This window comes from Klebsiella sp. 2680, from assembly GCF_900198535.1.
Lineage (GTDB): Bacteria > Pseudomonadota > Gammaproteobacteria > Enterobacterales > Enterobacteriaceae > Klebsiella > Klebsiella indica.
The window spans coordinates 311,859-324,717 of sequence record NZ_FZNJ01000002.1; the positions used below are offsets into that span (position 1 = coordinate 311,859).

The window sequence follows — 12,859 nt, forward strand, 5'->3', positions numbered from 1 at the left end:
ATTATCGATGTTGATCAGGATCACAGTTTTATGGAACTAGCGTGACTTTTGCTCTCTATTTTATTGATGAAAATCACTTGATTTCCTGCGACATTGACAGATAACCGTACCTGGTCTTTTGTTTCTGCATATCAACAGCATTGATATGCGCAGATATCACACCTTCGTCGTCAAACAGGCGTGATATTCCCGGATCAATCCATTGCGCTTGTCATCAGTTCTTTTGCCGAATGCAGCCGGATATAAGCCACCCACGCCGCCAGCAACGTGAATGCCCCGGCAAACAGGAAGCAGGCCGCATAGCCAAAATGTTGAGCAACAACGCCACCGATAACGCCTGCCAGAATGGCGATTGCCGCGTCAGTACATTGAAAGAGGGTGAAGTCGACACCGGCCTGCAAAGGCGATGAAAGCGACATCAGCGTGGCGTAAAGACAGACCAGCGCGCAGGCCAGCGAAATGGACTGGACAATGACCAGACACTGGAGAATCGGCAGCAGCAGATGACCCGGCGCCATCATGAGCGTCATCACCACCGCCAGCAGCGCGATCCCCTGGACGCCATAAGCCGTCAACAGCGCTCTGCCGGGTGAGGTGTATTTCATCAGCAATCCGCCGGCCAGCGTTCCTGCTATGCCCGCTGCAATATTGCCGCCGCTGAACAGCGCGCCCAACGCGGACATGCTTAACCCATGATCCAATAACAGCGGCGCCAGAAGAGGCAGCACAAACCGCATGCCTGAATTCAGCATCAATACCAGCAGTAAGCCCAGGCGCGCCTGTTTCCTCCTTAGCGCATAACCTAACGCCGGAACATGCGGGATAGTCGCTGTTCGCGTCGGCTCCGTAATGCGCCACAGCGGGAATGACAGCGCCATAATCAGCATCGCCATCATCAGCATGGCGACAGGCCAGCCGGATGCTGCCGACAGCATCAGGAACACCCCGCCGCCGCACATCATTCCCAGATAGCTGCCGCCGACCTGCACGCTGTTTCCCCAGCCGTAACCCGCGCGGGTCAGTTGATCGACGCAAAAGCCGTCGCTGGCGATATCAATGGTGGAGGCGACCGTGCCTGCCACCATAAACAGAACAAATAACGCGACGATTTGCGTATCAGGAAATCCCCCTTCTCGCCCAAACCAGCCAATCGCTGCGGCAATTATCAGGATCGCCGCTAGCGCGACCTGACCACGCAGGATTAACATGCGGGAACGGCGTTCCTGGCTACCGGGCGGAAGCCGCCAGCGTTCGATCCACGGCGCCCAAATAAACTTCAGCGCCCAAGGCAGCATAAACAGGGTTGTCGCACCGGCAAGCGCCAGCGATCCGCCAGCAGCGCGCACCAGCGCGGGTAAGGACTGCATAGACAACGCCGATACCAGGCTCTGCGTCACATAGACGCCGGCAATAGCAAAAATCACCCGCCCGGTCGTCAACGTCAGCGGTTTCACATTCGACTGAACATCACTCATGCACCCACTCTCCAGACGCGGAAACCTCTTCGTCGCGCCACACGCGCGCGGCCATTTGCGCCTGCCACAGCGCCTGATAACGTCCATGATGAGAGAGCAATTGCGCATGGGTACCCTGCTCAACCACCTGTCCCTCTTCCATCACCAGAATGTTTCCGGCCCCGGCGATGGTGGATAAACGGTGGGCGATGATAATCACCGTCCGGTTGTGAACCAGGTTATCGATCGCTTTTTGCACCGCCAGCTCGCTTTCAATATCCAGCGCGGCGGTCGGTTCATCGAGAATGACGACCGGCGCGTTTTTCAATAACGCTCTGGCAATGGAAATCCGCTGGCGCTCGCCGCCCGATAGCTGGCCGCCCATCTCTCCCATTGGCGTCAGCCAGCCTTGCGGAAGACGGGAAATAAACTCAAGGCACTGCGCCGCGCGGGCGGCCTCTTCCACCTCCTGCCGCGTCGCCTGTGGGCGCGCGATACGGATATTCGCCAGCAGCGTGTCATCAAACAGCCAGACATCCTGGAAAACAACAGAAATCAGGCTATTGAGCTGTTCCGGCGTCAGGCGGCGAATATCGACGCCGCCAATAGAAATCTGCCCTTGCTGCGGATCGGCATAACGCATTAACAGTTTAGTGACCGTGGTTTTGCCTGCGCCGGAGGCACCCACCAGCGCGCTCATACTGGCTGCAGGGAACGTCAAAGAAACATGATTAAGCGCGTGGCCGTCGCCTTCTTCGTAGCGATAGCTGACGTTGTCAAAGCGGATATCGTAACGTTCCGGCATCTCGCTTTGCTCTGCGACGGGAAGCGGTGCTATCGCCATAAACTGCTCAATCCGTTGCAGGGCGCTGGCGATCAGTTCCACAACCGAGGTGTAGCTGATAAACATCGCCATCGGTTCTGCGAAGCGCATAATCATCGCGACGGCGGCAATCAAAAAGGCGAGGTTCAGAGTGCCCGTCACCACCCAGACGATCCCGGATAACACCACCACCTGTAGGCCCAACTCCACGACGCTGGCGATCAGCATCGTCGCGCCAGCGCCCTGGCGGTGAGTGCGGGTCTGTAAGTTTTCCAGCGCATTGAAATGCGCCAGCAGCGCCCGGCTTTTATCGGCATCGCTGCCGCAGGTGCGCAATACCATCATCCCCTGAGCAAATTCAACGATATCGCCGCTCAGCCGCTGGTGCGCTTCCCCCAGCGTCTGCATTTGTCGCCGCATCGCCGGGCGGCGCCAGTAATAAAACGGCACCAGCAGAGGGAAGATCAGCAACATCACCAGCCCCAGCCGCCAGTCTATCCACAATGTCGCCAGCGACGCCGTCAGCGGCGTGACAATGGTGAGCAGCAAAATATTGGCTATCGCAATAACATAATTAAGGTTTTCATCCACGCTGCCCAGCAGCAAGGCGTTCATTTCGCCCGCCCTGCCACGCTGGAGCTTCTCCAGCGGCACGCGGCGTAACTGCTCGCCAAGTCGCAGGCGCAACTCATGGGTGGCCTGCGCCAGATGACCACGGTATTCAAAGCCCAGGCCATACCAGCGTAGCGCCAGCGTCACAATCGTGGCAACGCTGAAGGCCACAGCCCAGTTGAGAAGTTGCGGCGCGTCTCCCCGTAACAGCGCATCAATGATCGGATAAAGACAGGCAAAGGCGATCCCCTGCATGAATGCCGCCAGCAACAGCGCCAGCATACTGCGCCGCAGCATCCTGGCCTGACTGCCAACGCTGGAGATAAGCTGGCGCCAGATGACGCGCCAGGCCAGGTTATCCGCAGGATTATTGTCTTTCATTTTCCACCACCTCTTCCTGTGTTCCACCCGGCACCCAATGCTGCGCCTGCTGATAGTGTTGCCAGAGCCGTTGATACAGGCCGCCCTGCGCCAACAGTTGCGTATGGTTCCCCATTTCCCTGAGCTGTCCGTCGGAAAACAGCAATATCACATCGGCCTGAGTCACCATTGAGAGACGATGCGCGACCATGATGACCGTCCGGCCGCGCATGGCCGCCGCGAGCGCCTTGATAAGCGCCGCTTCGTTTTCCGGGTCAGCAAACGCCGTCGCCTCATCGAGCACCAGGATGGGGCGATCCTGCAAAATCGCCCTGGCGATAGTGATGCGCTGCCGCTGGCCGCCGGAGAGAAATACCCCGCGTTCCCCGACTCGCGTGTTGTAACCTTCTGGCAGCGCGCTAATAAAATCATGAGCCTGCGCCACTCTGGCCGCCGCTATTACCGCCTCCAGCGGCGTATCCGGCGCGCCCAGACGAATGTTATTGGCTATCGTGTCGGCAAAAAGGAAGTTGTCCTGAAACACAAACGAGAGTTGCTTCATCAGGGTGTCCGTCTGCATATCGCGCAGATCCACGCCGCCAATACGGATATGGCCTTTGTCCGGGTCGGCGTAGCGCAGCAGCAAGCGCGCCACGGTGCTTTTTCCGGCGCCGCTTGGCCCGACCAGCGCCACAATTTGCCCGGCAGGCACATGAAAGCTCACCTCCTGCAACGCGGCGCCAGTACGCGCTTGCGGATAATGAAAGCTCACCTGCTCAAAGGTAATGCTCGCCTCTTGCGGCTGCTGGTCAGACAGCGGCAGCGATAACTCCGGCATCGCGAGAACCTGATAAATACGCTGAATGCTTAAACGCGTTTGCGCGACCAGGTTATTGAGCATCATCATTGGCATTACGGCTTCGGCCATTCCGCTGCCCAGCAGTAAAACGGCCACCCACGCGATAAAATCGAGACTGCCATAGTGCAACAGGCCGTATCCCGACCAGATCAGGACAAACAGGGTCGGGAGAGGATTCAGAATCGAGAAGGAAAAACGCGCTGAAAAACCGGCTTTGCGATACCAGGTTTTGAGCACATCGACCCACTCTTCAAGGGCGCGTTGATAGCGCAAAAAACTGGTGCTGCCGCTATCAAACGTTCTCACCACGGGCATGGCCTGCACGAACTCAATAACCGCCGCACTGACCTGCTCGCGCGCCTTATGATAACGCTGAGCCATATCTTCCGAACGCTGGCGGGCAAGCACGAGAACAACCGAGCCAAACGCCAGTACCCCCAGCGTCGCGATTGCCAGCCGCCAGTCCAGCCAGAACAAGATAACGATTGTCGCCAGCGGCATGATGATCGCGCGGGCATAGAGCGGCGTGCTGTCGGCCACAAAAATATGCAGTGACTTCACGTCATCCAGCATCACTTTCGCCACTGACCCGCTGCCCATTTGCTGTAACACGCCAGGCGGAAGCTGCAATGCTTTACGGGCTAATCTGCTGCGCAGAATGTTCTCCAGATGAAAAGCCGCGTAATGAGAGGTGTTGAACGCCTGTAAGCGCAGAACAAAAGTTAAGACCACGCAGCCGATCACGCCGCCCAGCGGCCAGGCCGGAATAGCGTCAGGCGTCGCGCGAATGTCACGCAGGCTCCACGCCAGAAAAAGGAGCGCCCCCAGGCTGGTTAATGCCGCCAGCCCCGCCAGCGCCATAGCTAAAATAACCTTCCTGCGAACCGGTGTAATCACCTGCCAGAGAGGAAATCGCGACAGCGATTCAGTATTGGATGATTGAGATGACATGGGAGTAACTGAATTTCCTGATGAATTTTTACGGACGCCAAAAACGACAATTCAGGGTGGCGTTCTGAGAATTAATGTGAATAATAACCATTATCAATAACTCATCTACCCCATTCGGTTCTATTTATACCCGCATTGGTCTAAGCCACAGGGAGATAACCAGGTCATGACGGAGTCGCCGCAAACGCAATCTGAAATCTCTATTCACCAGTTGGTGGTCGGGAAACCTGCAAACGATGGCAATATTCCTGCTCAGTGTGAACTGCTGCGCTGTTCGTTGCAGGAAGGTATGGATATTTTGCTCTGGAGGGGCCATTTTGCGCAGCCTGAGACGTTGCAGCTACACGACGATCTGGGCAGGATTAACTTCTCGTGCATCCTGGAAGGCACATCGCGCTTTGCGATTCAGGGACTCAGGCGCCATACCGACTGGGAGCTTGCGCGCAATCGCCATTACATTACCCATACGCCAGACTGCCGCGGCAGCGCCTCCTATTGTGGCCGATTCGAGAGCATTACCCTCTCCTTTAGCCCTGAAACCCTCGCGCTGTGGGTGCCGGATATGAGTCCGGTTATTAAAAATAAGATCGACTCCCGCTGCTGTTGCCAGCAGCAGCGTTGTAATGCTGAAACCCACTTAACGGCTCAGGCCTTGCGTCACGCGCTGATGCGCATGCACGGCGGCTTCAGCCATGAACAAAAGCCGTCGACGCTATGGTTGCAGGGGCAAAGTCTGGTCATGCTCAGTCTGGTGCTGGATGAACATCGCGAAGACGCCAGTTGCCTCTCCTGCCACTTCAACCCGATGGAACGCCAGAAACTGCTGCGGGCGAAGGATCTACTGCTGGCCGATCTGACGCAAGCGCCGGGCGTCGCGGAGCTGGCCAGAGAGTCCGGTCTGAGCGTTCTCAAAATTAAGCGAGGCTTCCACGTTCTGTTCAACAACAGCGTCTATGGCCTGTTTCAGGCTGAACGCATGCAGGAAGCCAGAAGACGCCTGGCCAACGGCAATACCACCGTCATGACGGTGGCGGCCGATCTGGGCTATGCCAACGCCAGCCATTTCTCTGCCGCTTTTCAGAAACAGTTTGGCGTAACCCCTTCGGCCTTTAAACGCATGATCTAACAAGGTCATGCCTCATATGATTTCCACATCCGGGCAACTGTCGTTATTCCCGCCCCCTGACCCGAAACGGGCATAAATAATCCTGTTTCGGGTAGTCGCTCAATTAGAAATAGTTATCATTTTCAATTCACCATTGTCGGTATTTTTGGCGTTTCGCCGTCTTACAGGGACTCACAGCAATGAAAATGACACGGCTTTATCCTCTGGCCTTGGGGGGATTATTGCTCCCCGCCATGGCTAATGCCCAGACTTCACAGCAAGTCGAAAGCACGCTGGTGGTCACCGCCAGTAAACAATCTTCCCGCTCGGCATCCGCCAACAATGTCTCCTCTACCGTGGTCAGCGCGCCGGAATTAAGCGATGCAGGCGTCACTGCCAGCGGCAAACTCCCCAAAGTCCTGCCTGGTCTGAATATTGAAAATAGCGGTAACATGCTTTTTTCGGCCATCTCGCTACGCGGCGTTTCGTCGGCAGAGGACTTCTATAACCCGGCGGTCACCCTGTATGTCGATGGCGTTCCCCAGCTTGCCACCAACACTCTCCAGACGCTTGCCGATGTGCAACGCGTGGAGCTACTGCGCGGCCCGCAGGGAACCTTATATGGCAAAAGCGCACAGGGCGGGATCATCAATATCGTCACCCGGCAGCCGGACAGCACCCCGCGCGGCTATATTGAAGGCGGCGTCAGCAGCCGGGATAGCTATCGGGGTAAGTTCAATCTCAGCGGCCCCCTTCAGGATGGCCTGCTGTACGGCAGCGTCATCCTGTTACGCCAGGTTGATGACGGCGACATGATTAACCCCGCGACGGGAAGCGATGATTTAGGCGGCACCCGCGCCAGCGCAGGAAATGTGAAACTGCGTCTCGCCCCGGACAATCGGCCCTGGGAAATGGGCTTTTCCGCCTCACGCGAATGTACTCGCGCCACCCAGGATGCTTATGTGGCATGGAGTGATATTAAAAGTCGTAAGTTATTGATCAGCGATGGTTCACCGGATCCGTATATGCGGCGCTGCACTGACAGCCAGACCCTGAGTGGCAAATACACTACCGATGACTGGGTTTTCAACCTGATCGGCGCCTGGCAGCAGCAGCACTATTCGCGCACCTTCCCTTCCGGTTCGCTAATTGTTCATATCCCTCAGCGCTGGAATCAGGATGTGCAGGAGTTACGCGCCGCAACCCTGGGCGATGCGCGTACCGTTGATATGGTATTTGGGCTCTATCGGCAGAATACCCGCGAGAAGTTAAATTCCGCCTATGATATGCCGACAGGACCTTATTTAAGCAGTACCGGTTATACCACCGCTGAAACGCTGGCCGCATACAGTGACCTGACCTGGCATGTAACCGATCGTTTTGATATCGGCGGCGGCGTGCGCTTCTCACACGATAAGGCCAGTACGCAATACCACGGCAACATGGCCGGTAGCCCGTTTGGCGATAGCGGAAAAAGCGACGACGATCGGCTACTCGGGCAGCTATCCGCCGGCTATATGCTGACCGACGACTGGCGGGTCTATACCCGCGTCGCCCAGGGATATAAACCTTCAGGATACAATATTGTGCCGACGCCAGGCCTTGCCGCCAGACCTTTTGTCGCGGAAAAGTCCATCAACTATGAGCTTGGCACCCGCTACGAAACCGCGGATGTCACGCTACAGGCCGCGACGTTTTATACCCGTACCAAAGACATGCAGCTCTACTCTGGCCCGGTCGGGATGCAGACATTAAGCAATGCGGGTAAAGCCGACGCCACCGGCGTGGAGCTGGAAGTGAAATGGCGGTTTGCGCCAGGCTGGTCATGGGATATTAATGGCAACGCGATCCGTTCCGAGTTCACCAATGACAGTGAGTTGTATCGCGGCAAGCGGGTGCCGTTTGTCCCCCGTTATGGTGCGGGAAGCCGTGTGAGCGGCTTAATTGATACCCGCTATGGCGCACTGCTGCCGCGACTGGCAATCAATCTCGTCGGGCCGCATTATTTCGATGGCGCCAACCAGTTGCGGCAAGGCACTTACGCAACACTGGACGGTAGCCTCGGCTGGCAGGCGACTGAGCGGATGAATATTTCCGTCTATGTCGATAATCTGTTCGATCGTCGTTACCGTACCTATGGCTACATGAACGGCAGCAGCGCGGTCGCGCAGGTCAATATGGGCCGTACCGTGGGGATTAATACGCGAATTGATCTTTTCTGAGGACGCAGAACCGGCGGTTCTGGCGAACATGGCGATTTTTCGTTTTCGCCCATTTGATTCCGTGGCCTGTTCCGTTCGCTGTAAGTACGAGGATATTCTTCATATTCATTGCATGTGAACGTCCTGGGAGGCGTTTTGCTCGCCCCCCAGGACGCCGGAATTCCCCTGAGAAGTCTTACATCAGAGGCGCAACCAAACCGGGAAAGCCTTAGAATGTCACGTTAATTTTGCCCCAGAATGTTCTGCCCGGCTCATTAACGGAAGTATTTGCGGAATAACCAAAACTGCTGTTACCCGCCAGGTTCAGATGTTCACTGTAGGTCTTATCAAACAGGTTATCGACACCGGCGCTGACCTTAACGTATTTATTCACACGATAGGCGGCGTTAGCGGAAAAGACGGCAAAACCGGGACTGCTGTCAAAATCCTTTCCAACGACGTTCCCTTCATTGATCGCAACGCGATGCTGACTGCTGACCAGCCTTAACAGACCGGTACTACTCCAGTCGCCTTTCTCCCACGTCAGGCCAAAGCGTGCTTCCAGTGGCGGAATTTGCGGCAGGGGTTGGTGATCATCGGTATTTTGCGCCCATGAATAAGCGAGGCTGGCATCGGTTTTCCATGTATCGGTAAGCTGATAACTGAAACCCGCCTCGCCCCCCATGATAGTGGCGTTGACATTATCAACCTGACTGACTCGCGCGTTATTGCGATCGTAACGGAAGAGAATGAAATCGTTAACCCGTCCGACATAGGCGGAAATCCAGCTATTAACACGCTGACCTTTGTATTGTGCGCCAATATCAATCTGCGTTGTTTTTTCTGTTTTCACCTTGTCAAAAACGTCGGTGGAGCCATCCGGCCCATAGGTTGGCGAGAATAGCTCCCAGTAATCGGGAAAACGTTCGGTATATCCAAGACCGGCGTAAAACATAATGGGTAAGTCTGCAAGATTATGCTCCAGGCGAACAAATCCTGCGGGCAGAGTATCTGTACGCTCAGATGCGCCCTCATCGGTAAAGTTGTCGACAATCACCCTGTCCAGGCGAGCACCGCTGACTACTTTGCTTTGTGCGGTCGCGTTCCAGGTCAGTTCACCGAACACACCGTAATCATGAAAACGCGCATCTTTGGACCAGACCTCATCAGATTTACGACGATGGGTATTAAATTGAGAATCTGCGCCGCTCCGCAGCTCAAAATCAGACCATAGCCAGGTTCCCATCATGCGGCCACCCACGGTACGTCGATCCAGCTCCATCGCCATCGGCATGCTCATTGACGCGCCGGAATTCATTGAAGAGCCCATGGAGTTCGCCATGCCGCCCATGCCCCCGGACATACTGTTGCCTGGCGAACGCAGGGAGTAATTATCCATAACATGATCGGCATAGTTATAGTAAACATTGGCTTCGAACTTATCAAAAACGTCACCAATGTTGGATTTTTCAAAACGCATCCCAAGACTTTCTCTTTTGAACCGGGAACCGTCCATACTGCGTCCAGCATAGCGAGCTTCTCCGTCGCCTTTTCCTGCCGTCAGCTCCAGCAAGGTATCTTTGTCAGGCGTCCAGCCGAGCGCTATATCAGCATTCCATTTATCCCATTTTGACGGAACACGATCGCCATTACCGTCCTTGTAGTCGTTTGAACGGGACTTATTCCCCATAAGCCTCAGGTACCCCTCCTCGCTGCCAACGCTGATATCCGCATTTTCATCCCAGCGATTATTCGAGCCGGTAAGCAAACTGGCCGTTCCCTGAATACCCGGTTTATCAAAACGGGGCGGCTCCCGGTCAAAGCGAATCGTTCCCGCTGAGTTACCCGGCCCCCAAAGCACCGTTTCCGGCCCTTTAATCAGTGTCAGAAGATCAAAACTTTCCGGAGAAATATATGAACTGGGCGCATCCATTCTGGCCGGACATGCCCCCAACATTTCGCCATTATTCGTCAGGATACGCAGACGAGAGCCAAACATACCGCGAAATACGGGATCGCCATTGGTGCCGCCATTACGAATCTGGGAAAAACCGGGAATGGTTTTCAGATAATCGGAACCATCGCTCGCCGGTACTGGCTGACGCGGGGTTTTGGGAGAGGTGACGATTTCAAGAGGTGAGGAAACGGGGGCGGTCACAACCATGACAGCATCATCCTGCACCGTCGAGTGATTGTGTTGTTCATCGGCAGATGCACTGCTTGTCATAAATGTCAGCAGTACCAGTGAAGCGAGCGTCGTGTGCGCAAAATTATATGATTTCATTTTTTGCCTTACTGTTTTTCGGGCGTAACTCATCCTGCCAGCGCTGAAACAGGCAGACAGAGACGCAAATTTTTGTGATTTATTACATCGCAGACAGAAAAACAGAAGGCGGCGCACGCGCGCATTGTGGCGCCCAGGCGCGAAAGACCGGCGTAAAAACGATTTGTAAAACGGGAGCCCGGCGTGGGCAAAACAACATCAGCCAGAGCAGTACGGTCAGTAAAAACGCGACAAAAGGCAAATGAATCAGGAGCAGACAATATCCACAGGCAATCTCTTCCATCGGAGACATCACCTGACCCGAACTCATGAGATGATCCATTGCGGCGCTTTTATCGCAGGTCGCTGACGGGACCACGCCGTGATGCATTTCTGGCATATTCATTGCCATGCCGCGCTCTACCTCAGGCACGCCGCGCATCCCGGCAACGAGCGTTTGCTGACAGACATTACGGTGTACTAACGCTTTGGAAATCACAGGCGCAACAAACAACATGGCTACTGAAAACAGAGCCAACCACGCTGCAATGGAGAGAAAATGAGTGCGCCCGAGCAAAATGTTACCGGATAATGATTTCGTTAATGCAAGTGTATCTCATTTAGTTTTCAGATGTTACAAAAAAAGCAGGCCAGGCGGCATCATGAAAAACCACGCGCCTGGCGGGGGCTCTCGTACCGAACTATAGAATGACACCATAACGATGTGATAATTATATACTCGTCATACTTCAAGTTGCATGTGTGTTGGCTGCGGGTTACTCGGCCCATCCCTGGGCCTCGCCCTTACGGGCCGCCGCAAGCGGCGTTCAAATCTGTTCCAGACAGATTTGTCACTCACCCCAGTCACATAGCTATCTATGTTCCTGGGGATTTGCTCTCTTGCCGCCTTCCTGCAACTCGAATTATTTAGAGTATAGATATTTATAATATCACATTAACTTACCGTTATTTTTACCGTCACTGGCATTGACTGCCCTGCTTAAATCCATGATATGAAGTCAGCGCAACGTCATATTGTAGTGATAGGCAGATAGCAGTCTGTAAAGTTATTCTACCGTCTTTTTAATCAAACGAAGGCGAGCTACACATTCTGGTTGCTTATCCCGAATTAACGTTTCGTCATTCTTCACGGTGAGAAATAGATATTTTTTCTCCGTGTCGAACGCCAGACTATTAGGATGAGGGGAAATTTGTAGTGTCTGCACTCTCGTATAATTGCGAGTATTAAAGACAGTAAGCGTTCCTTCCCCCTTATCGACGCGTATCCCTCTCCGGTTCGCAACATAAAGTCGTTCTTGCTCATCATCCCATACCAGACCGATAGGTATTTCATCCGTCGCCATCCGGGCGATAATTTCAGCCGTATCCGCATTGAGCACAAAAACTTCATGCCCCTGACTGCGCGAAATGTAGTCCCGTTCAAGATGGTTGTTCCGCCAGTCTCGGCGATCGATTCCCTGATCCACACCAAACAGTCTGTTCTGACGGCGGTCATAAACCATATTCAGTAACTGATCGGCCGCCACCTCATGGCAATGAACGATGCTCAGCGTGTCCGGATCGACAACGAAAAGCTGTCCCTGCATATTCGACACAAACACTCTTCTCCCCTGGCGATCCAGCGTGATGCCTACGACGTTATAGCGAAAGCCCGGCAGCACTTTTTCCAGCCTGCGCTCGCGGGTATCGATAACAAATAAAACGCTGTCGATCCCGAGCCCCAGTCCCGGCAGAAATAGCCGCTCCGTGACCGGATCAAACACCAGTTCGCGAAGCTTCCAGGGATAGCCCTCACTGACGCCAAAGCGCGCCAGTTCGCGCATCAAAAACGCCAGCCGCGCGCCGGAAATGCCCTCCTGCTGGTAACGTTGCTCAAAAACGACCTCTTCCATCAGCGGGATGGTGGCGATAAGCCGGTTCTTGCAGATATCCACCACCGCCACCGAGCCATTAAAACCCTGCGTGAGATAAAGCAAACCGCGCTTATCGTCCAGCGCCACGCCGAATCCTTTTACCGGCAATGCGATCTCCGCTTCCACGCTGAGCGTCTGCGGATTAATGCGCAGCACCCGCGACTGCGTTTCATCTTCCCAGTCCGGCGCGCTGACAAACAACGCCTGTTGCGCGTCGCTGAAGACCAGCTCAACCACCGTCGTCGCAGGATAGATACGTTGAATATCGCTAAGCTGAATGTGGTCCATTGGGTTCAT

The 12,859-nt window shown here is 54.8% G+C and carries 8 protein-coding genes; 2 read left to right on the forward strand and 6 right to left on the reverse strand.

Annotated features, from left to right (window positions below):
* Nucleotides 1-194: 194 nt before the first annotated feature.
* Genes ybtX through ybtP form a run of 3 tightly spaced genes read right to left on the reverse strand, consistent with a single transcriptional unit; the run spans nt 195 to nt 4,969 of the window.
* On the reverse strand, nt 195-1,475 hold the full coding sequence (gene ybtX, locus FN037_RS08895) for a yersiniabactin-associated zinc MFS transporter YbtX (protein WP_142502041.1): 1,281 nt from the start codon (nt 1,473-1,475) through the stop codon (nt 195-197).
* Nucleotides 1,468-3,270: a yersiniabactin ABC transporter ATP-binding/permease protein YbtQ gene (gene ybtQ, locus FN037_RS08900; RefSeq protein ID WP_142502042.1), complete on the reverse strand. Its 1,803-nt coding sequence runs from the start codon at nt 3,268-3,270 to the stop codon at nt 1,468-1,470. Before ybtQ ends, ybtX begins: the two co-directional genes overlap by 8 nt.
* Nucleotides 3,257-4,969: a yersiniabactin ABC transporter ATP-binding/permease protein YbtP gene (gene ybtP / locus FN037_RS08905; RefSeq protein ID WP_185929262.1), complete on the reverse strand. Its 1,713-nt coding sequence runs from the start codon at nt 4,967-4,969 to the stop codon at nt 3,257-3,259. Before ybtP ends, ybtQ begins: the two co-directional genes overlap by 14 nt.
* A gap of 256 nt (nt 4,970-5,225) precedes the next feature.
* On the opposite strand from ybtP, the gene ybtA reads away from it, so the two are divergent.
* Together ybtA and FN037_RS08915 are read left to right on the forward strand one after the other, a co-directional pair.
* A complete protein-coding gene (ybtA, locus tag FN037_RS08910; RefSeq protein WP_142502044.1) occupies nt 5,226-6,185 on the forward strand; it encodes a yersiniabactin transcriptional regulator YbtA in 960 nt (319 codons plus the stop codon).
* A 179-nt stretch (nt 6,186-6,364) separates the two neighbouring features.
* Nucleotides 6,365-8,386 carry a TonB-dependent receptor gene (locus FN037_RS08915; protein ID WP_142502045.1) on the forward strand — a complete coding sequence of 674 codons (2,022 nt, stop codon included), beginning with the start codon at nt 6,365-6,367 and terminating at the stop codon, nt 8,384-8,386.
* 208 nt (nt 8,387-8,594) lie between these two features.
* Here FN037_RS08915 and FN037_RS08920 read toward each other — a convergent pair whose 3' ends face one another.
* The 3 genes from FN037_RS08920 to FN037_RS08930 all read right to left on the reverse strand — a co-directional run bounded on the left by FN037_RS08920 (nt 8,595) and on the right by FN037_RS08930 (nt 12,859).
* Nucleotides 8,595-10,592 carry a TonB-dependent copper receptor gene (locus FN037_RS08920; protein WP_395033867.1) on the reverse strand — a complete coding sequence of 666 codons (1,998 nt, stop codon included), beginning with the start codon at nt 10,590-10,592 and terminating at the stop codon, nt 8,595-8,597.
* 139 nt (nt 10,593-10,731) lie between these two features.
* Nucleotides 10,732-11,205, reverse strand: coding sequence for a DUF2946 domain-containing protein (locus tag FN037_RS08925; protein ID WP_241675660.1), 474 nt, complete (start codon nt 11,203-11,205; stop codon nt 10,732-10,734).
* A gap of 490 nt (nt 11,206-11,695) precedes the next feature.
* The gene (locus FN037_RS08930) at nt 11,696-12,859 is read right to left on the reverse strand and encodes a YncE family protein (RefSeq protein WP_142502046.1); all 1,164 of its coding nucleotides are present in this window, start codon (nt 12,857-12,859) and stop codon (nt 11,696-11,698) included.

Coding starts and splice junctions, on each gene's coding strand:
- ybtX (WP_142502041.1), bottom strand. CDS start 1,475: ATGAGTGATGTTCAGTCGAATGTGAAACCGCTGACGTTGACGACCGGG.
- ybtQ (WP_142502042.1), bottom strand. CDS start 3,270: ATGAAAGACAATAATCCTGCGGATAACCTGGCCTGGCGCGTCATCTGG.
- ybtP (WP_185929262.1), bottom strand. CDS start 4,969: ATGGCGCTGGCGGGGCTGGCGGCATTAACCAGCCTGGGGGCGCTCCTT.
- ybtA (WP_142502044.1), top strand. CDS start 5,226: ATGACGGAGTCGCCGCAAACGCAATCTGAAATCTCTATTCACCAGTTG.
- FN037_RS08915 (WP_142502045.1), top strand. CDS start 6,365: ATGAAAATGACACGGCTTTATCCTCTGGCCTTGGGGGGATTATTGCTC.
- FN037_RS08920 (WP_395033867.1), bottom strand. CDS start 10,592: ATGACAAGCAGTGCATCTGCCGATGAACAACACAATCACTCGACGGTG.
- FN037_RS08930 (WP_142502046.1), bottom strand. CDS start 12,859: ATGAACCCAATGGACCACATTCAGCTTAGCGATATTCAACGTATCTAT.